The organism is Pontiella sulfatireligans (genome assembly GCF_900890705.1).
Taxonomy (GTDB): Bacteria; Verrucomicrobiota; Kiritimatiellia; order Kiritimatiellales; family Pontiellaceae; genus Pontiella; species Pontiella sulfatireligans.
The window spans coordinates 486,729-506,824 of record NZ_CAAHFH010000002.1 but is presented as its reverse complement, the minus strand read 5'-3'; the positions used below and the strand labels follow the sequence as shown (position 1 = coordinate 506,824).

Sequence of the window (20,096 nt, the reverse complement as noted above, 5' to 3'; positions counted from 1 at the left end):
TCTCGCACCAAAAAAGAGATCTTTCTACGGTTGCCTCACTCGAAGTTGTTCCGTCCTTTTCCTGAAAGCATGCAGATGGACGTCATTGGCGGCTTGATGCGCCATGGAATTACTTTCCGGAAGCGCCTTTCCAGAACCGCCGGGTGGAGGCCGCAATGCCGCCAACGATCAGGTCACATTTCCTCCGAATGAAATCATGCCGGCGGGAGGTTAAAAAGGCCTTGATGATTCGTGCGGTTTCCGGCGTCCGCAGGTATCCATAACTCTTATGCGGATTGGGGTGGGAGTTGACCTCATAGTCATTGGCCGCCAGCAGGTCGATGGCCCTAAGTCCCTTGGAGTTGGCCGCGTAATCATCGCGGAGCGTATGATCCAGCGCAACGGTGTCGCGTAGATCGGAAAGGTTGTACCAATGCGGCCAAACGCATTCCGGTGCGGTGGGTTGTTTCAGTTCTGGAAAAAGGGACTGCTGGGCCTTAAAATTCCGGGCGACTATCGGCGGCAGGCCCAGCGGGGAGCCCATGGTCACCAAGGTGTGGATCTTGAAATTAACCGAAGGGTCCCAAAGCACATCAAACGCAATGATCGACCCCATGGAATGGCTGAGGAGCAGGATCTCATAGCCGGCGTACGTCTGAAGCGTATCGCGTAGCCGGGCTTGTATAGCTGCTTTTGCTGAACAATCTTCGTTCTTAAGCGATCGGCATTCATCCGTATAATAGAAGTCTAGTTCGGAGAAATGATGCGCCATCATTTTTGCACTGGCTCCCGGAAAGGTTTCCGATAGATCTTTCTTCAGGAACAACCGATCGAGATGGGTTTCGATAAACTTCAATGCGAACGCATGCAGGTGCCTGCGCTTTTGCGACTGCTCGGGGCTGGCGGTATACGGCTCTGCTAGAAAGAGCGGGTCTGAGGGGGCGTCAATTTCGGGGCTCAGTGGTGCTGGATAGGAAATATCGGCCCAGTAAACCATTTCAAAGGGAATGTTGAGTTTTTGTTTCCCCCGCCGGGCCAGCCCTTCGCCAATGGCCTTCAGCCACGATGCACGCAATAGCGCAGCATCCGGTTTATTGCCGAGTCCGTGAATGGCGATTATGATTTTTTTCATGAGCGGGGGGCGCCAGTTGCGTTCAGCTGCTTGCGCATCCAGCCCGGGCGGTTTGTGGCAATGCCGTTTATGCCGTTTTTGGCGAGCGCGGCGGCCCGGCGGGGATCATCCACCGTCCAGCAATAGCAACCCAGTCCATGCTCTCGGCAGGCGCGGATCAATGCAGCATTCAGCAGCGGGGTGTTTTGAAGGTTCACCCCGTTCAGCCCGCGCTGCCGGGTTGTGCTGAGGATCTGGTGGAGCGCGCGTTTTTTGCGCCACGGAACTTGAAGGCGCGGAAGCTTATTCAGCCACAGCACCTCTATGGCTGGAAAATTTTCCTTCATGGCGATGACCGTTTCCAAATCAAACTCCATCAATACCATCTGCGACGGCTGCAGGGCCGACGCCGCAATCACTTTCTGCAGCGGAGCAACGGCGGGTGGGCCGGCTTTGATCTCGATGAAAATGCGGCGGTCCGTGGGCAGCAGATCCAGCACTTCGGCAAGCGCCGGGATGCGGGCGTCGCGCCAGTCCGGCGATTTCCAGCTTCCAGCATCCAGCGCTTGCAGCTCGGCAAGGGTCATGTCCTTGACGGCTTTGTTGACCCCGGCCGTCCGCTGAACCGTCGGGTCATGAATCACCACCAGTTGTCCGTCCTGCGTCAGGTGGACGTCGCATTCGATGGCGTCGGCTCCCTGTGCTAAGCCCAGCTCAAAAGATTCCATTGTGTTTTCCGGGGCATCGTAGGACGCCCCGCGATGAGCGATAATCTCGGCGGCGTGATTCACTTAGACTCCGGCTTGGTTTCAGCAGGGATCAACTCGCAGGTAAAGCTGCCGACGGCGACCTTGCTCTTCATCATGACCGGAATATGGCGGTGGTCGGCGGTCACCCAGATTTCAAGCTTCGCCTTTTTGCTCTTCTCAAACACGCCTCCCATATCCTTAAGGTCGGGGAGCAGTTTAAAGGTGTCATACTTCCGCCCATTCACTTTCTTGCGTTCACGAGCGGCCACCTTGACCAGCGCCATCTTGCTCTTTTTCCCGTCCGTAAACGGCCCCTTGATCACCTTCCCGACTTCCAGCTCCTGCATGCGGACAAAATAAAAGGCCGAGAGCGGATCCTGGGAGCCCGGTAGAATTATGGTCTCCTGCTTTTTGCCCTTCAGCTTCTCTTCATAGAAGGCGGTTTTTCCCGCTTCGTCATAGGTCACCACCACATCGCGCTTGGTCTTTCCTTCGCGCTGTTTTTTTTCAAAACGAAGCGAGCGGCTCAAATCCAGCTCCGTTAGAGAAGACAGCCGATCGCGCACCTTGAAGAGATGATCGATTGATTTGCGGGTGCGCGCGGTCAGCAGAAAACTCCGCACCGGTTTCCCGTTGAGCTCGGTATCGGGCAATACTTCCAAGGTCGCCGAACCGACCGTTAAAAACTGCCATCCTAGCGAATAGTGAAGCTTCTCGCCCGGTTCAAATGCCGGAGGCGCCTTCGGCCCTGAAACCTCGGCCTCTTGTCCAAACGATCGGTGCAATAAAACAGGAACCACCAGCAAAGCCTTAAGAATCGTTCTGCGCTTTTCCCTTCCTTGCATGACCCTTCCTTTCTCTGAAGCAGGCTATCCCGCACAGGCGCGGAACGCAACCCGCACGCCACTGTTTTCATGAGGCTTCGATTTGTGGACTCATTCCTCGGCTCTTCTGTTTTCGGTGATATGTCGTGGCGGTGGATTCCGATCCGCCGTGTCCATGCATTCGGGGCAACGGATCAGAATCCGCTCCCACAACCAGCTACGCCACTTGAACACGCTGCTGGGTGCGGTCGCTTCCGTGCTTCGGGATCAGCGGTTTGTTTTCGTTGGTTGGTATTTCGAAATCCAAATCCTGAATCTCGAGACTTGACCCCAGTCTTCTTAAGTTCGGGGCAAGGACGGTTCTTGATTTGCAAAGCACTGAACTTCTTGTGGAAAAGTGGCCGACTTATTCGTTTTCGGATATCGCAATCCCGTTCTCCTTGAGGAATGCGCCGAACTTAACGTCCACTCCCCGGATATGCTTAAGCAACCAGTTGACCAGCAGTGTTTCGATGGATTCGGCCAAGACGGCCGTCGGGCCGTCGTCCCGGAACTCGCTTTCCATGTAGGCCAGGATGGTCTTGAACTCCTCGTGCTTGGCCTTGTGGGCTTCGAACGCTGGATAGCCATGCGCCTTCATGTTGCGTTCTTCCATCGAAAAGTGGAAGTCCGTGTAGTCAATCAGGAAGCTGAGGGTGTCGGGAATTTCATTGGGGCCATGCTGTTGTTCAACGGCTTTGGTCAGGTTGTTGAGTCGCTGTATCAGTTCTTTATGCTGGTCGTCGATCAATTCAACGCCAACGGAAAGGTCGTCGGTCCATTTCACTTCGTTCATTTGATGTTGTCTCCTTCTGGGCTGGCATGGTGGTTGGTGGGCAATACGATATTGTGCAACATGAAAACGAAATACCGCGCCTCTTGCAATAGAATTGAGACTGTGTCTGTTTTAGGAGTCAATTTTATCGATATTGCTCCAGCCTTTCCACGAGCACCTGTTTCATGCGGGGCTTGTCTTCGGGGTAGAGCGAGATGAGGCGCTTGCCTTGCTGCTGGTAGAGTTTCTGTTTTTTGAGCATACCGATTTTGTAGTCGGCGGTGGTCATGCCCCAGTATTCGATGTAGACGTCGAATTCGGGCAGATAGAAGTCGGGGCGGATGGCGTAGCCGTCGAGGATGCGGAAGCGCTCGTCGTAGCGGTAGCGGATGTTTTCGGCAATGAGCCGTTCGCCGTCGGACTGCACCCAGGTTCCATCCTTGGCGCGGATCTTCTTTTGCAGCTCGACCTTCATTTCAAAATTGCGGCGATCCATGAAAACCTCGTCGAAACAATAGTTGCAGAACGGGCGCTGGAAGGCCTTTTGCGAACGGGCGAATTCGTCGGGCTCCAACTCGACGCCGCGGCGTTGGCAGCAATGGACCGCTTGCCTCTCTTCGATTCGGCTCGTTTCCACGATGATGCCGATGGCGCGTTTGGCGCCATTGTTGTTGTATTCCTTTTCAACGGGGCTGATGGCCATATATCGCGCAGGTCGTGCAAGGCCGGCTTGGCTGTGCTTCCGTAGGCGCAGAGCGCGCGAGCGGCGTATTGCCGAACCTGGGGCTTGGCGTCGCGAAGCATCGGAACGAGAGCGGAGACAGCCTTTTCAGCCTCCGCCAGTCCGGCCAACTTCCCGATGGCGGACGCCGCCAGACGCCGTACGTTGGCGGCAGGTGAAAGCGTCAGTTCAATCAGTTCTGGCAAAGCAGCTGGGTCGCCGGAATTTCCAAGTTCCACTGCACGATCCCTGAACTGTTTTTCCAGTTTGCTGTCCATTTCCAACTCCAAAATTTGACAACGTTCAAAGGATGAGGTCGTATCCGGTTTCCGGAGTCACGGACAGGAATTCGGCATCTGGATAGCACTTTAGCCATTCGGGCGGGGTTTTAGCTGTTTTCTTCGGCGACCATTTGCATTCGTAGCCAAAGAGATTGCCGTCGCGCTCTTCCACCCAGTCGATTTCCTGCTGGGTGTAGGTTCGCCAGAAATGGAGGGGGATGCGGGTGCCGCTGTATTCGAGTCTTTTTCGGCGCTCGACAACCATGAAGTTTTCCCAGAGCGCTCCGATGTCGTCACGCTGGTCAAGCGGATTGAAACGGGCAATCACGGCGTTGCGGATGCCGTTGTCGGCAAAGTAGTAGCGGTGCTTGGACGTCACCTCCTTGCGGAGGTTGCGGCTGAATCCAGTGGAGCGAATCAGGACATAGCTTTTTTCGAGCAAGTCCAGATAGCGCCCGGCCGTTTTGACGTCGATGTGCAATTGCCCGGCCAGTTCGTTGAACGAAACCTCCTTGCCAACCTGGAACGCCAGCAGCTTGAGCATGTCCAGCAGTGTCCGGGGGCTTTTCACCTTTTCGAGGGCAAGGAGGTCCTTCAGGAGGTAGGAGTCCACCAACTCATTCAGCAACTCTTGCTTTTTTTTCGGGGAGGTTTCGGTAGCCACTTCCGGATAGGATCCATATACGAGAAATTCGGGCAGCTGTTCTTTAAGTTCATGGCGGTTGCATGTGTTCAGCAGCTCCATTTGGGCAATGGGAAACAGGTGGCAGGTCTTTTTCCGGCCGGTTAGCGGTTCGCCAACCTGCCGGGCCAGCTCGAACGAGGCGGAGCCTGTGGCGATCAGCCGCAGGTCGGGGCGCTCATCGACCAGGATTTTCAGAGCCATTCCAATGTTTGGAATATTCTGCGCCTCGTCGATGGCAATGAGTTCATAGCCTTCGGCATAGGGAAGGATTCGTCCGAAGTCCTGGGAACCCAGTAAATCCTGAATCCGGATGTTGTCGCCCGAATCCAGTTTGTATTTCAGAGGCGTCCAGCCCAGAAACTCCTTCAGCAGGGTGGTTTTCCCGACTTGCCGGGCGCCGGTCAGGATCAGCGCCTTGCCCGGAGCGAGCTCCTGTTCTAGATTGTAGTGTCTCGCAATCATGGAGATACAAAAGCACGGAGACGGATGGGTGTCAATAATTTATGGATCATGACTCCATAAATTCACATTAAAATGTGGATCCGTGTTCCATGAATGGTTTGGATTCCGATCCGCCGTGTCCATGCGTTCGGGGCAGCGGATCGGACGCGTAGCGAGGCTTTCTGTTAGAAAGCAACGACCGAAGGAAGTGGCAATCCGCTCCCACAACCAGTTGCGCCACCTGCAAACTATTCAGGTTTCGAGAGCCGCCATGCTTTGGGATGAGAGGTTCGTTTCTTTGGCTGGCATAATTAAATAAGTTGCTGTGAGTTGATGCTTGGGATCTGAAAGTGGTTTGTTGTTTGTGGATCGAGAGCCATTCTGCTGATTTCGTCATGGGAAAAACCGAGTTCAGAAAGAATTATGGTTTTGCAGAGAATATTGAGTTTCCAGCATAAGTGAATTTGTTTTAGTTGCAGTTCTTTGAGTTCATCGAGGTTGTAGCGATTGACAGGTTTCTGGGGAGTAAGGTGCGCGCACTCATTTCTAAAGAGCCTTGCTGATTTGGAAAAGGAGCTTTTCTTGCCAAGAAAATTACGAATTATTTCAGGTTGTTCCTCCCAAATCCTGTTTATTATTGGCTCAAATTTGTCCAAGGAAAACCGTTTTCGACCGTAAAACTCAACCGTAATTGCTAGGTCAAGAAAGATATCGGAGACTTCGAGTTGTTCGGTTGTAAGATGCTTTATGTGATGGTGGATCAGTGGACGATATTCCGTTTCCAATCGACACCATTCTTCCCATAAAGAGGGTATGCGATCCTGAATTTTATGAAACTGGATTAGGATGCGCCCATCATCGAAGGAGGCGTTCTTGTTGTAGTAAGGCTTGATCATTTCTGTAGAGATGCGCAGTCGTGGTGACCTGAGGGACGCATCCCTTGTGAAAATCTTTTGTTGGGTTACAAATGACAGGAAATCACTCATCCAAAGTTCGGTGAAATACGAGTGGTTGAGGAATGAGCCAAGTTTCTTTTCTTCCTGCCAAAATGATACGACGTAATTTGACTTCTCATGATATTCGAAACAGGTTCTTTCGCTACGCGCTTCGTCGTGCAATGAAAATGGAATACGTCTACCTAAGTATTCATGAACCTCAATTTGGCCTGGTGGTTTCTCCTTGGCGCCATACTCAAGCCATTGGTGTAAACCGGAAAAAGTGAAAGCAATACCAAGCTCACTAAGCTCATTTAAGGAGTGAATGTGGGCGCCAATCAAAAGAGCTGAAATTTCAAATGTTGTTTCTGAGATGAACGTTTCTATGTTTGGGTGGTGTTGGTGCCGTCTATTGCATAATATTGCCGTAAGCTTGATGCCATCAAGGGTTTCGCCTAGCAATAAATCATAGTTTATAAAGTTGTCATGCTTCCATAGGATTAGCCTGAGAGTGCTGTTTTGATGTATGGCCTTGCCTCCATAGCGTTCATTTGAGTTAGGCGCATACCAGTGTCCTGAAAACTCCCTGCTCATCCTATTGCTCCTTCCGTTAGTGCGCTTCCAGCCAATTCTCCCCAGTGCCGGACTCAACCAAGATGGGAATCTCCATCGGGATGGCGGATTTCATTTTTTCCTCGATGAGGGGGAGGAGGTCGTCCTTTTCGTCGAGGGCGAGGTCGAAGACAAGTTCGTCGTGGACCTGCAGCAGGAGCTTGGTTTTGGACTTCTTTTCTTCGAGCATTTTTTGGATGGCGATCATGGCGATTTTGATCATGTCGGCGGCCGTTCCCTGGATGGGGGCGTTGATGGCGTTGCGCTCGGCGCCGCCGCGGACCATTTGGTTGCGGGCGTTGATGTCGCGGATGTAGCGGCGGCGGCCGGTGATGGTTTCGACGTATTCATGCTGCTGCGCAAATTCGATGGTGGAGTCGAGGTAGCCCTGCACGCCGGGATAGTTGGCGCGGTATTGCTCGATGATTTCCTGCGCTTCTTTGCGCCCAATGCCGAGGCGCTGGGCAAGGCCGAAGGCGGAGATGCCGTAGATGATGCCAAAGTTGACCATCTTGGCCTTGCTGCGCATTTCGCGGGTGACGTCGTCCTTGCCGACGCCGAAGACGCGGGCGGCGGTGGCGGTGTGGATGTCTTCGCCGTGGATGAAGGCTTCGCGCAGGCCGGCGTCGCCGGAGAGCTCGGCCATGATGCGCAGCTCGATCTGGGAATAGTCGCAGGCGAGCAGGGTGAAGCCTTCGCGCGGGATGAAGGCGCGACGGATTTCGCGACCGTCTTCGGTGCGGATCGGGATGTTCTGCAGGTTGGGGTTGACCGACGACAGGCGCCCGGTGGTGGTGACGGCCTGGCTGTAGGTGGTGTGCAAGCGCCCGGTCCCTTCGAAGACTTCCAACGGCAGGGCGTCGACATAGGTGCTTTTAAGTTTGGTGAGCCCTCGGTAGTCGAGCATCTTCCGGACAATCTCGTGGTCGGGCGCCAGACTGGAGAGCACTTCCTCGTCGGTCTTGTATTGCCCGGTCTTGGTCTTCTTGGGTTTTTCAACGAGCTTGAGCAGATCAAAGAGCACTTCGCCGACCTGCTTGGGCGAGTTGAGGTTGAACTCCATGCCGGCCATGGTGTAGATGGCGCTTTCCAAGGCATGGATCTTTATGCCGAGCTCCGCGGAAAACTTTCCAAGGGCTGGAACGTCGAGGTTGACGCCGTTGTATTCCATCGTGGCGAGCACGGGCATGAGCGGGGTTTCAATTTCGTAGAATACGCGTTCCTGGCCGCGCTCCTTGAGCATCGGCTTGAGCTTGTGCCAGAGCTGGAGGGTGATGTCGGCGTCTTCGGCGCCGTATTCGCAGAGCTCGTCGAGATCGACGTCGCGCAGCGTTTTTTGCGTGCTCTTCTTTTCGCCGATGAGCGCAGTGATCGGGACGGGGGAATAGTTGAGCAGCGATTCGGCCATGTGGTCCATGTTATGGCGCTGGTCGGGATCGATGAGGTAGTGCGCGAGCATGGTGTCGAGCAGTTCGCCGCGGACTTCGATGCCGTGCCACTTGAGGATGCTGACGTCGTATTTCAAATTCTGTCCGACTTTCCGCACGTCGGGGTTTTGCAGGATCGGAAGAAACGGCTCCAGCGCCAGCAAGGCTTGTTCGCGGTCGGGCGGGAGGGTGACGAACCACGCTTCGTGGGGCTCGATGCAGAACGAGATGCCGATGAGCTCGGCAACGCGGACGTCGAGGCCGGTGGTTTCGGTGTCGAAGCAGACTTCGTAGCAACCGGCGAGTTTTGAGACGAGCGCGTCGCGTTCGGCGGCGGTGGTGACGAGGTGGTAGTTGTGCTTCACATCCTTAATGGTATCGAACTGCGGCAGCGGCTCCATCATTTCCGGATGGGCGGAGGCGGCGAATTCGAAGAGGTCGCCCTGGCCCTCGGTGGCGGCGGCCACGGCGACGGAGGCCAGGGAGGGGGACTCGCCGAAGAGGCGCTTGATGAGCGACTTGAATTCGAGTTCGCTGAAAAGAACCTTGAGCTGGTCGTCGTTGCGGACGCCCATGATCAGCTCGGCCGGGTTTTCCTTCACCGGTACGTCGCTCTTGATGGTGACGAGGCGTTTGGAGAGCAGGGCCTGGGCTTTGTTGTCTTCGACCTTTTCCTTCTGCTTGCCCTTCAGTTCGTCGGTGTGTTCGAGCAGGTTTTCGATGGAGCCGTATTCGGCGATGAGTTTCTGTGCGGTCTTGGGGCCGATGCCGGGAATGCCGGGAATGTTATCGGCGGCGTCGCCGGCGAGCCCGAGGATATCGATGACCTGCTCGATCTTAGCAATGTTCCACTGCTCCAGAATTTTCGCTACGTCGAGCAGTTCGCCGGATTTGCCGCTGCCGGGCTTGAGCATGAAGGTGTGCTCGTCGACGAGCTGGGCATAGTCTTTGTCGGGGGTAACCATGTAGGTGTCGAAGCCCTGCTGCTCGGCCTGGCGGGCGAGGGTGCCGATCACGTCGTCGGCCTCGAAGCCGGGATATTCGAGTACGGGGATGTTGAAGGCGGTCAGCAGGTTGCGAATGTGTGGGACAGCGGTGCGGATGCCCTCGGGCGTTTCGTCGCGGGTGGCCTTGTATTCGGGGTATTCGATGTGGCGGAAGGTCGGCTCGTGGGTGTCGAACGCAACGGCGATGTGCGTCGGTTCGTAGGTGTGCATAATGTCGAGCAGCGTGTTGATGAAGCCGAACACGGCCGAGACGTTTTCGCCCTTGGAATTGATGCGCGGGTTGCGGATGAGCCCGAAGTAGGCGCGGTAGACGACGGCCATGCCGTCGATGAGAAAGAGTTTCTTTTGCATAGGTGTGTTCCCTTTTTATTCCGTACTTCGCATTCCGTATTTTTGTTCAATGACTGAACCGCGAATGCTACAGGGTCTGCTTTCCAATGTCTGGAAAATCCTGTAGAAAATCTTCCAATCATTGGAAGGAGCTGGCCATGAAAAAGCTGTTATTGATTATGTTGATGGTGTTGGGAGTTGTGTTTGCGGGGGCGCAGAAGAGCGAGCCGAAGGGGAAGTATGCCATTGTGCTGCAGGCGGGCAACGAGACGAACGAGGGCATGGCGCGCGCGATCCATGCCTTGCTCTATGCCCGCGAGCTGGCTGAAGGCGGATATACTGTGGTGCTGATCTTCGACGGTGCGGGGACGGGCTGGGCCAACGAGCTGCGCAAACCGGAGAATCCGTTGCATAAACACTATGTAAAAATCAAGGAGCTCGGCATGGTTGAGGAGATCTGCGACTACTGCGCCGAACAGTTCGGCGTGAAGGATCAACTTACAGAGCAGCAGCGCAACTTGCTCGTCGGCGATTATGACGGCCATCCGAGCCTGGTGAAGTGGATTGAAAAGGGCTACCAGGTCGTGGTGCTGTAGCGGGGCGGACTTCCAGTGGAATAAAGGCTGGTTTCAATCCGTTGAATATACCAACATCCCGCTTTGTTGTTTGTAAGGTATGGTTTTGTTTTTATGATTGAGTTGACTGATGATCTGATTTTTGCGCAGGGGGGGCGGCGGTATTGTTTTGTCCATCCGTCCGATTCCTCGAAGTGCATAAAAACACTCAGTGCCAGAGGCAATCCCGCCACGCGCAAGCAGACCGCCGTTTGGTATAAAAAGCTGCGTCCGCTTTCCATGTTCGACGACAACTTGCGTGAGTTTAAATCATTTCAGTTGCTGGAAAAAAAGGGCGAAGCCGTTTGGGCGCACTTCCCGCGATGCTATGGCATACAGTCGACCAATCGCGGAGACGGCATCGTGACCGATCTGATCCGTGACGCCGACGGTCAGGTTTCCAAAACCGTGCGCGATTATATTAAAGCCAGCGGGAAAACGCCGGAGCTGCAGGCCGCCTTGGAGGATTTTTTTGAATTGTTTCGCGAGCAACGGCTCGTGACCCGCGATATTCTCCACCACAACTTGGTGGTTCAAATGGGCGCCGAAAAAATCACGATCTACATGATCGACGGATTTGGATCGTCGGAGCTGCTGCCCGTTTCCTCGTGGCTGCCGTTTGTGGGCGCCCGCAAGGTTGAGCATAAGATCGACAAGTTCAATGCGCGGTATGGCTTGGCCGTGGCAGGTTGAAAGGGAAGCATGGGGCTGACATCTAAAATCCTTAGAAACGAAAAGTTTTGTTCGAGTTGTTTCGCCTATCTCCGCCGTCGCGCATCCGGGTGGAAGCTGGATGCACCGCCCGTTTTTGTGGTGGGGTGCGGGCATAGCGGCACGTCGGTGCTGCTGCGCATACTCGGCGCGCACAGCCGGATCTATGCGGTTCCCTACGAGAGCCGGGTCTTTATGCATTCCGGCTTCAAGAAAAAGCTGGCCCGCATGGTTTGGAGCCGCGACGCCATTGCGCACGGCAAGCGCCGGTGGGTGGAAAAAACGCCAGGGCATGTCCGGTACATCAAGGATGTTTTCAGCGACTACCCCGATGCCAAGGTGCTGGTTGTGGTTCGCGACGGGCGAGATGTGGCCGTGTCGTTCCGCAAGCGTTTTGGCGAATTTGAAAAAGGGCTGCAACGCTGGGTGGCCGACAACCAGGCCGCGGAGGAATGGAAGGATCACCCGAATGTGATGTCGCTGACCTACGAACAGCTTGTGAAAGATAGTGATGCCGCCATGGCGAAGGTATGCGAATTCATCGGCGAGCCCTTTGAGGAAACTATGTTTTCGTTCCACGAAAAGCCCATGGAAATCTTTTCCCAGAACGCAACGACCGTCAGCGAAAACGAGGGGCAGAACCATAACCAATTCAGGAATTGGCAGATCAACCAAAAGCTGTTCGACGGGTCGGGAAAGTGGATGGCCGAGATGACCGCCGCCGAAAAGGCGCAGTTCAAGCCGGTGGCCGGCGACATGCTGATTGCCTACGGCTACGCCTCGGACAATGAGTGGTAGGGGCACAAGGAGATCTATGAATACGAAAGTTTTTTGCATTGGCTTCCATAAAACCGGAACGACGAGCCTCGGAAGGGCGCTGCGCATTCTGGGCTATCGGGTCGCGGGCATGTTCGGCGTGCAGAACCCGGACATCGCCGAGCAGGTTATGGAACTGGCCGGGCCGATTGTTGCGGAGCACGACGCCTTTCAGGACAACCCTTGGCCGATCATATATAAAGAGCTCGACGAGCGCTATCCCGGCAGCAAGTTTGTGCTGACGCTACGCGATCCGGAGGCGTGGCTCAGGAGCCAGGTGAAGCATTTCGGCACGCGCGAAACCTGCATGCGGAAGTGGATCTACGGCGCGGGCTGCCCGGAGGGGAACGAAGAAATATATCGGGCCCGCTACAAGCGCCACAACGAAGAGGTCTTGGACTATTTTAAAGACCGGACGGACGACTTGCTTGTGATGGACTTGGCCGAAATGGACGGCTGGGACAAGCTCTGTCCGTTCCTCGGCAAGAACGTGCCGAACAAGCCGTTCCCGCATGCCGGAAAATCCGAGAAACGGGAAGGCGCGCTGGCCAAGCTGCGCAAATGTTTTGGGAGAGGGAAATGATTGTTTCGCATAAGCATAAATTCATTTTCATCAAGACGGCTAAAACGGCAGGCACCAGCTTTGAGATTGCGTTGAGCAAGTATTGCGGCCCCGACGACATTATCACGCCGATCTCTCCGGCCGATGAAAAGATCCGTGGCGAGCTGGGTTGCCGGGGCCCGCAGAACCATCTGGCGCCGCGCTCCGACTACGGCTTGATGGACCGCTTGAACCTGCTTTTCCGCAAGCGGGAAAAACGCCTCTACTACAATCACATGCCCGCGTTCATGGTTAAGGAATTGATCGGCGACGACATCTGGAGCAGCTATTACAAGTTTTGTTTTGAGCGGAACCCGTGGGACAAGGTGCTCTCGTTGTATTACTGGAAAAACAAGACCGAACCGCGGCCGCCGGTTTCCGAATATTTGGAATCCGCCGACATCGGCATCTTGAAAAAACGAGGCATCCGCTGCTACGCGATCGACGGCAAGGCGGCGATGGACCGGGTCTGCAAATTTGAAAACTTAAAGGACGAGCTTAAGCTGCTGCAGGAGCGGTTCGAGCTGCCCGGCCCCATCGAAATGCCGTTTGCCAAAGGCTCCTACCGCAAAGACAAGCGGCACTACCGCGATGTGCTGACCGCCGCCGAAGCGGAGCGTATCGGCGAGATTTTCAAGGATGAGATCGAACTGATGGGCTATGAATTTTAATCCTGCAAACAAACGGAATTCTTCACCACGGAGACACGGAGGATAAGGTTTCAAAACTCCGTACCTCCGTACCTCCGTGTCTCCGTGGTGAACCCCCTGTCGTTTAATTTGTGACTTGGGGTAATGTGCGGAGAGCTGGCGTCGTTGATATGAAACTGATCTACAAGTGCATAATTGGAGCGGCCATTGTTGGCTTGCTTTGGCTGGGCGGAAGGTGGTTTGCGCCCGACCGTGCACCGGTTGTTGTTCCGTCCCCGCCTATGGCCGAAGAGTCCATTCCTGTTTCACTTTCCCAGCGCCCGGTTGCGCGACCTCCCGCCGAGCGTTTGGATGGGCCGGATGTGCAAGCCGTGATGCGGCAGCTGTTCGGCCAGTCGGCGTCGGGGAAATATTCTGGTTGGAGCGCGGCGGAGCTGATTGATGCGCTAGGATCGGAAGGCTTGGACGCAAAGGAGCGTCAACGCATGCTTTGGGCGCTGTGCCGTTTGGATGATCCGGAAGCACGGGCATTTCTTCACGCGTTTGTGAATGATGACGGCGCGGATGAATATTTGCGCGCCACGGTTTTGGACGGACTGTCTGCGGCGGATCAGCGTTGGGCATACGATTTGACCGTCAGCGCGCTGGGCTCGGAATCCGCAGTCGTTGCGCGCGCCGCCATTCGCGCGCTGGGCAACTATGGCGGCGACAGCGCGACAGCGATCCTTTCCGAGCTGGCCTTTGACTTTGAGGCTGATCCGGCCATAGCGCTTGTTGCGGCGGAGGCCTTGGGGCAACTGGGAAGTGCCGAGGCGGCACAGGTGTTGATGGACTTATTTGAGCAGGGCGTTACCGATGGGCAGGACGATGCGATCGAGTTTGCGTTGGCTGGCTTGGGCTGCATTGATTCGGATGAAGGACGGGGCTATCTCAAAGAGGTCTACGAGCTGGCCTCCGATCCAGAGATCCGCGTGCGCCTGTTTGAGGGGCTGGAGGAATCGACGGGGGATGTTTCTGAAATCAGCCGTCTAGGTTTGCTCGATCCCGACGACGAAGTCCGCGCCGCGGCGGCTTGGGCGCTGGCCTATGCCGACGAGCCCGGCATGGACGGGGCGGAGGTGATGGGGTTTATCGCTGCCGAAGCCGATCCCGATGTCCGGCGGTATTTGTATCAGGCCTTGGACGGGGCGGACGGTGTTGACGCCGCGCAGCTCATGGCTCAGATGGCGGTTGAATCGAACCCGGATGCCAAGCTTGCCGCCTGCCAAGCGACATGCAGAGAACTGTCGATGGATTCGGACCCGGCTGCGTTTTTAGACCTGTTGAAGGGCGAGTTGATCGAGCTGCGAAGCGATGGCGCCCTTTCAGAAAATCAGATGGCTATTATAGATGGCTTACTGGAGCAGGTTGGGCGTCTTGAACTTTAACCAGCAGGCGGTAGGCCCGAGGTTTTGCGCAACGGGCCTGCACCCGGCCGAGCAGCGCGCATCGGCGGCGCTGGAACTCTACCGCACGACCGATCACGAAGACGCCGTGCCGCACCGTCATGGCGCACTAATCTCCGAGCGGAAGCCGCAGCGAGACGATGCACCCGGCAGGGTCGGCCGCTTCGATCTGCACGGTGCCGCCGTGCGCGTTGACAAAGGCTTTCACGAGGCTCAGGCCTAGTCCGTTTCCTGGAGTTGTCCGGCTGGCGCTGCACCGGTAAAAGCGCTCAAATGCGCGTTCCCGTTCCGACAAGGGAATTCCGGGGCCGTTGTCGGCCACTTCCAAGTGGGCCTCGTTTTGATCGGCGGAGAGCTGGACGTTCACCCTGCCGCCGTCCGGCGTAAACTTAATGGCGTTGTCGAGCAGGTTGGCGATCACGCGCTGGATCCGGCGGCGGTCGCCGACCAGGCGGACCGGCTCGGCGGGGAACTTGCTTTGCAGGGTGATTTTTTTCTCCTGCGCCGAACCCGAAAAAACAGCGGTCGCCTTCTGCGCTTCAGCGCTGAGGTCGAACGGTTCCGGATGAAGCACCAGCACGCCGGTTTCGGCACGGGCCACCTCAAGGATGTCGTTGATGAGCGGGGCAAGGTGGTCGCATTCTTCGATCACCATGCCCGCGACCTCCTCGCATTCGGCTTCCGAAGCGCAGTTCCATTCCATGGTTTCGAGCAGTCCCCTGATCCGGGTGATGGGGGTGCGCATATCGTGGGCAATATTGGCGGTGACATCCCGCAGCTCCTGCACCAGTGCTTCAATCCGCGAGGCCATGCTGTTGAAGGCGTCGCAAAGCTCTTCCACCTCGGTGCCGCCCCGGCGGCTGCCGACGCGGTGTTGCAAATGCCCCGCATCCAATGTGCGGGCCGCCGCCGTCACCCGCTTGACCCCGGCCATCGCCCGCCACGAAAGAAACCAGCCAATGAAAATACTGCCGGGCACAAAAATCGCCAGCAGCCCGAGAAAGAACTCCCACCAGCGCCGTAGTTCAAGCTGGCCGAAGGAAAAATCATTCGAAATGCACAGCACGTTTCCATCATACATTTCCCGCGCCATGAAAAGGCCGTGTCTGGGGCTGGTCAGGAGCGCTTCCGTGCGGTCTTCAAGTTCGCGGCGCAGCGCGGCAATCCGTGCGGGCGAGAATGCACTTGGTGAGGTTTCCGCCAGCCGGCCTCCGGCCGGGTCCAGCAGCAGCAGCTTAATCGCGGAAACCGAAGCGTCGTCCAGCGGATTCGCAATGGCAGTTTCCAGCGAATGGAACACCTCTTCGATCGATTCCGAATGGCTGATCCACATCTGCCCGGCGGCGGAGATCAGGATTTCCAGCCGCTCCGTTCCGGTGGAGGCGATAACTTCATAGCCGCGGCCGTCGTGCTGCGCCTCTGCCTCGATCATGCCGACCATGACCTTGGGGAAGGCTTTGAAGAAGTTGGTTTGAACGGAGGCCGGCCACTCGCTGTTGGGGATGATTTGCGGATCCTGTTCGGCGCTCGACCCAAAATACCTTTCGGTCAAAAACTCCATGGCTTGATTCATCCGGATGCGGGTCTCGGACTGCAGCTGGTTGTACAGCACGAGGTGGCTGATCCCGTAGGTGACGACCAGTACCGACAAGGTGAGCACAAAATAGTACAGCACCAGCCTGAACTGGAACGTCCTGCGCCAACTACCCTTTGATTTCGAGCGCATAGCCGGCTCCTCTTACGGTGTGGATCAGTTTGGGTTCAAAGTCCCGGTCCACCTTGTCGCGCAGCTTATAGATCCGGGCCTCGACCACGTTGGTGTGGGCCCCCGCGTTGTATTCCCACACCTGCTGCAGGATGGTGTCTTTGGAAACCACCCGTCCCGTTTGGCGCATTAAATAGACGAGCAGTATGTATTCCAAGGGCTGGAGCTCGATTTCGGTTTCGCCGCGAAACACTTTGTTCCGCAGCAGATCCACGCGCAGGTTCGCCACGCACAGCTCCTGCGGCGCAGCCAGCCCGTCGTAGCGGCGCGTCCGGGCTTCCACGCGCGCCAAAAGCTCCGCGAAGGAAAACGGTTTCACCAGATAGTCGTCGGCGCCGGCCTGCAGGCCCTCCACCCGGTCTTCGACAACGCTTTTGGCGCTGAGAATCAAAATCGGCGTACTGCGCCCGTGCTCCCTGAAGCGGCGGATAATTTCCATTCCATCGAGTCCCGGAAGCATGAGGTCCACGATCAACAGTCCATGGTCGCCTTCCAGCGCCAAGCGAAGCCCCGCCTCGCCATCGGCCGCATGCTCGACGGCATAGCCGGCCCGCTGGAGGCCTTTCACCACGAACAACGCAATTTTTGGGTCATCTTCGATCAGCAGTAGGTTCAAAGCCGTTCCTCATTTCGCCAACACAAGTCAAGGTTCTAGCAAAAGGCGCGCCGCGCCGCAAATTGAACGCGATGATTAAATGGTTATGCTCGCTTTCTTGTGCGGCCGCCGGTTCGCATTTAGCTTCAATCTCCATGAAACGAATCTGCTTCGGCCTGCTCTTGCTTTATATCGCTGTCTACCTGCTGCCGTTGGGCTGCCGTTCGCTCGCGATCCCTGATGAAATGCGCTATGGCGAAATCGCCCGGGAAATGCTCGCCTCCGGCGACTTCGTCACCCCCCGCCTCAACGGCTTGCGCTATTTCGAAAAGCCCGCCGGCGGCCATGTGCTCAACGCCGCCTCGATGGCGGCTTTTGGCGAAACCAACTTTGCTGTGCGGCTGATGTCGGCGCTGGCGGCGGGGCTCTCCGCCTGGGGGCTCTTCGCCCTGCTGAAGCGCCGCCTCGGGCTGGAAACCGCGGCGTTGGCGGCATTGATTTTCCTCACCTGCGGCGAGATGATGGTTATCGGAACCTTCAGCGTGCTCGACAGCATGGTTTCCGGCTTCATCACCCTTTCGCTGTGCTGCTGCTATGCGGCGCTCGATGCCGCCGGCAAAAAGCGCGCGGGCTGGCTCGCGCTGAGCGGGGCGTTCGCAGGGGGCGCCTTCCTCGTGAAAGGCTTCATCGCGGTGGCGGTGCCGGTGGTGGTCGTCGTGCCCTACCTGCTGCTCCGCCGGCAGTGGAAACAGCTGTTCATCGTGCCCTGGATTCCGCTGGCGGCCGCGCTGGCCGTGGCGCTGCCGTGGTGCTTGGCCATCGCTGACCGGGAGCCGGACTTTTGGCGCTACTTTTTCTGGGAGGAGCATGTTCGCCGCTTCTTTTCGCAGGGAGAGGCCCAGCACGCCCATTCGTTCTGGTACTTCTTCCCCGTCCTCATCGCCGGTGCCATTCCCTGGGCCTTTATTGCGCCGCTGCCGCTGCGCGACCTCGTCCGCCGCCGGCGCCGCGAGCCGCTGGTGCAGTTTGCGCTGTGCTGGCTGGTTGCCCCTTTGCTCTTTTTCTCGGCGTCGTCCGGCAAGCTGGCCACCTACATCCTGCCCTGCTTCGCCCCGTTTGCCCTGCTGCTGGCCCTCGCGCTGGCCGACCGCTCCGAAGAGGGCGGGGAAAACCGCTCCCTGCTGGTGGGCTCCAGCATTTTTGCAACGATTCTAGCCACCGCAATGGTCGGTCTGCTGGTGGTGGGCGGCCTCTGCTTCCTGGAAGTTCTGCCGCCTCTCGATGCGCATTTCACGCTGAAGTTTTGCGGTGCGCTGGCTGGGCTGGCGCTGGCGGTTTGGCTCGCGCTCAGCGGGCGCGGCAACCGGCAGAAGACCGTCCGGCTGGGGCTCTCCGCCGCGGTGTTGTCCATCACCTTTGCCACCTGCATCCCGACCGAGGTCTCCCAGGCCTTCGGCCTGCAAGGGTTTCTAGAATCGGAACGCAGCCGCATAGAACCGGACACCATTCTCGTCGGCGTTCCTCGAACCGCCCATTCGCTCTGCTATGTGTACAAGCGCGACGATGTCTATCTTTTCCGCCGGGCCGGCGAACTCACCTACGGAGTTTCGTATCCGGAGGCCGCGCACCGCCTGCTCGACATGCCGGACTTGGAGCGCCTGCTCCTGCAGCGCGGCGGCCGGCGCGTGGTACTGGCCATGAAGAGCTCCCAAGGCGTCCGCATCAAGGCCGAACTTCCAATGCCGGACTACGAACGGGAGTGGCTGAAAATCTGGTATGCCGTATACGAACCCCTTACCGAAAATGTAAACAACCCAACAACAAGGATTGCCCTATGAGAACCCAATTCCTTCCCTTTTCCGTTCCAACCATCTCCGAAGAAGAGATCGCCGCCGTCGGCGACGTGCTCCGCTCCGGCTGGATCACCACCGGCCCCAACTGCGCCCGCTTCGAGGGCGCGTTTGCCGCCTACACCGGCGCCGCCGGCGCGGTGGCCGTCTGCTCCGCCACCGCCGGCATGCACTGTGTGCTGCTCGCGCTCGGCATCGGCCCCGGCGACGAAGTCATTACGCCATCGCTGACTTGGGTCTCCACCGCCAACCTCATCTGCCTGCTCGGCGCCACCCCCGTCTTTGCCGACATCGATCGCGATACGCTGATGGTCTCGCGAGAGACCATCGAGCCGCTCGTCACCTCCAAGACGAAAGCGATCATACCCGTCCACTATGCCGGCGCGCCTGCTGATATGGATCCGATTCGCCAGCTGGCCTCCGAGCGCGGTCTGGCGCTGATCGAAGACGCCGCCCACGCCGCCGGCACCGAATACAACGGCGAACGCATCGGCAAAAAGGGCACCGCCATCTTTTCCTTCCACCCGATCAAAAACATGACCACCGGCGAAGGCGGCATGGTCTGCTCCGACGACGAGGCGTTGCTGGCCAAGGTCAAGTCGCTCAAGTTCCACGGCCTCGGTGTCGATGCGTTCGACCGTCAAACCCAGGGCCGCACCCCGCAGGCGCAGGTCATCCAGCCGGGCTTCAAGTATAACCTGACCGACATCGCCGCTGTGCTCGGCCTCGGTCAGCTCAAACGTCTCGACGGCTTCAATGCGCGCCGAGCGGAACTTGTTGCGCGTTACCGCGAACGGCTTGCGGACATTCCCGAAATCCTTCCCTTGGGCCTTCCGGAATACGGCCATCTCCACGCATGGCACCTCTTTATCGTCCGGGCCGCCACGGACCGCACCGTGTTCATGGCGGCGCTCAAGGAGCGCAATATTGGAACCGGCCTGCACTTTCGCGCCATCCACCTGCAGAAATACTACACCGAAACCTTCGGCATGAAACGCGGCCTGCTGCCGAACACCGAATGGAACTCCGACCGCATCTGCTCGCTCCCGCTTTTCCCGTCTATGACGGATGCGGACGTCGACGATGTCGCGGCCGCCATCAAATCAACGTTAGCTGCAGCAAAGGACTAGCCC

At 57.2% G+C, this 20,096-nt stretch carries 18 protein-coding genes and 1 pseudogene; 8 read left to right on the top strand and 11 right to left on the bottom strand.

What is annotated here, in order from left to right; all coding sequences use genetic code 11:
• Window positions 1-109 precede the first annotated feature (109 nt).
• The 9 genes and pseudogenes from SCARR_RS15105 to polA all read right to left on the bottom strand — a co-directional run bounded on the left by SCARR_RS15105 (window position 110) and on the right by polA (window position 9,937).
• Complete coding sequence (locus SCARR_RS15105) at window positions 110-1,111, bottom strand: hypothetical protein (protein ID WP_136062504.1); 1,002 nt, start codon at window positions 1,109-1,111, stop codon at window positions 110-112.
• A complete protein-coding gene (locus SCARR_RS15100; RefSeq protein WP_136062503.1) occupies window positions 1,108-1,881 on the bottom strand; it encodes a glycerophosphodiester phosphodiesterase in 774 nt (257 codons plus the stop codon). The genes SCARR_RS15105 and SCARR_RS15100 overlap by 4 nt, the downstream gene beginning before the upstream one ends.
• Window positions 1,878-2,684 carry a DUF3108 domain-containing protein gene (locus SCARR_RS15095; protein ID WP_136062502.1) on the bottom strand — a complete coding sequence of 269 codons (807 nt, stop codon included), beginning with the start codon at window positions 2,682-2,684 and terminating at the stop codon, window positions 1,878-1,880. The genes SCARR_RS15100 and SCARR_RS15095 overlap by 4 nt, the downstream gene beginning before the upstream one ends.
• A 385-nt stretch (window positions 2,685-3,069) precedes the next feature.
• Complete coding sequence (locus SCARR_RS15090; protein ID WP_136062501.1) at window positions 3,070-3,498, bottom strand: bacteriohemerythrin; 429 nt, start codon at window positions 3,496-3,498, stop codon at window positions 3,070-3,072.
• A gap of 124 nt (window positions 3,499-3,622) precedes the next feature.
• The gene (locus SCARR_RS28905; protein WP_246044472.1) at window positions 3,623-4,180 is read right to left on the bottom strand and encodes a hypothetical protein; all 558 of its coding nucleotides are present in this window, start codon (window positions 4,178-4,180) and stop codon (window positions 3,623-3,625) included.
• Window positions 4,181-4,242: 62 nt separating this feature from the next.
• Window positions 4,243-4,476: pseudogene (locus SCARR_RS29560) on the bottom strand (HEAT repeat domain-containing protein); the annotation flags it as partial.
• Window positions 4,477-4,501: 25 nt separating this feature from the next.
• On the bottom strand, window positions 4,502-5,626 hold the full coding sequence (locus SCARR_RS15075; RefSeq protein ID WP_136062498.1) for an ATP-binding protein: 1,125 nt from the start codon (window positions 5,624-5,626) through the stop codon (window positions 4,502-4,504).
• Between the two features lie 290 nt (window positions 5,627-5,916).
• Window positions 5,917-7,134 (bottom strand): hypothetical protein, encoded by a 1,218-nt coding sequence (locus SCARR_RS15070; protein ID WP_136062497.1) that lies wholly within the window; start codon window positions 7,132-7,134, stop codon window positions 5,917-5,919.
• A 16-nt stretch (window positions 7,135-7,150) separates the two neighbouring features.
• Entirely contained in the window at window positions 7,151-9,937 is a 2,787-nt protein-coding gene (gene polA / locus SCARR_RS15065; protein ID WP_136062496.1) for a DNA polymerase I, read from the bottom strand.
• Window positions 9,938-10,074: 137 nt separating this feature from the next.
• On the opposite strand from polA, the gene SCARR_RS15060 reads away from it, so the two are divergent.
• The 6 genes from SCARR_RS15060 (at window position 10,075) to SCARR_RS15035 (ending at window position 14,735) form a co-directional block, all read left to right on the top strand.
• On the top strand, window positions 10,075-10,512 hold the full coding sequence (locus SCARR_RS15060; RefSeq protein WP_168433340.1) for a DsrE family protein: 438 nt from the start codon (window positions 10,075-10,077) through the stop codon (window positions 10,510-10,512).
• Between the two features lie 93 nt (window positions 10,513-10,605).
• Complete coding sequence (locus tag SCARR_RS15055) at window positions 10,606-11,223, top strand: YrbL family protein (protein WP_136062494.1); 618 nt, start codon at window positions 10,606-10,608, stop codon at window positions 11,221-11,223.
• A 9-nt stretch (window positions 11,224-11,232) separates the two neighbouring features.
• Window positions 11,233-12,039 carry a sulfotransferase family protein gene (locus SCARR_RS15050; protein ID WP_136062493.1) on the top strand — a complete coding sequence of 269 codons (807 nt, stop codon included), beginning with the start codon at window positions 11,233-11,235 and terminating at the stop codon, window positions 12,037-12,039.
• Window positions 12,040-12,055: 16 nt separating this feature from the next.
• Entirely contained in the window at window positions 12,056-12,640 is a 585-nt protein-coding gene (locus SCARR_RS15045) for a sulfotransferase family protein (protein WP_168433339.1), read from the top strand.
• Complete coding sequence (locus SCARR_RS15040) at window positions 12,637-13,329, top strand: sulfotransferase family protein (RefSeq protein WP_168433338.1); 693 nt, start codon at window positions 12,637-12,639, stop codon at window positions 13,327-13,329. Before SCARR_RS15045 ends, SCARR_RS15040 begins: the two co-directional genes overlap by 4 nt.
• Window positions 13,330-13,478: 149 nt before the next feature.
• Window positions 13,479-14,735 (top strand): HEAT repeat domain-containing protein, encoded by a 1,257-nt coding sequence (locus SCARR_RS15035; RefSeq protein ID WP_136062491.1) that lies wholly within the window; start codon window positions 13,479-13,481, stop codon window positions 14,733-14,735.
• A gap of 127 nt (window positions 14,736-14,862) precedes the next feature.
• Here SCARR_RS15035 and SCARR_RS15030 read toward each other — a convergent pair whose 3' ends face one another.
• Window positions 14,863-16,479, bottom strand: coding sequence for a sensor histidine kinase (locus SCARR_RS15030; protein WP_136062490.1), 1,617 nt, complete (start codon window positions 16,477-16,479; stop codon window positions 14,863-14,865).
• Window positions 16,457-17,134, bottom strand: a complete 678-nt coding sequence (locus SCARR_RS15025; protein ID WP_136062489.1) for a response regulator — start codon at window positions 17,132-17,134, stop codon at window positions 16,457-16,459. Before SCARR_RS15025 ends, SCARR_RS15030 begins: the two co-directional genes overlap by 23 nt.
• Before the next feature lie 71 nt (window positions 17,135-17,205).
• On the opposite strand from SCARR_RS15025, the gene SCARR_RS15020 reads away from it, so the two are divergent.
• Together SCARR_RS15020 and SCARR_RS15015 are read left to right on the top strand one after the other, a co-directional pair.
• Entirely contained in the window at window positions 17,206-18,951 is a 1,746-nt protein-coding gene (locus SCARR_RS15020; RefSeq protein WP_136062488.1) for a phospholipid carrier-dependent glycosyltransferase, read from the top strand.
• On the top strand, window positions 18,948-20,093 hold the full coding sequence (locus SCARR_RS15015) for a DegT/DnrJ/EryC1/StrS family aminotransferase (protein ID WP_136062487.1): 1,146 nt from the start codon (window positions 18,948-18,950) through the stop codon (window positions 20,091-20,093). The genes SCARR_RS15020 and SCARR_RS15015 overlap by 4 nt, the downstream gene beginning before the upstream one ends.
• Window positions 20,094-20,096: the final 3 nt, after the last annotated feature.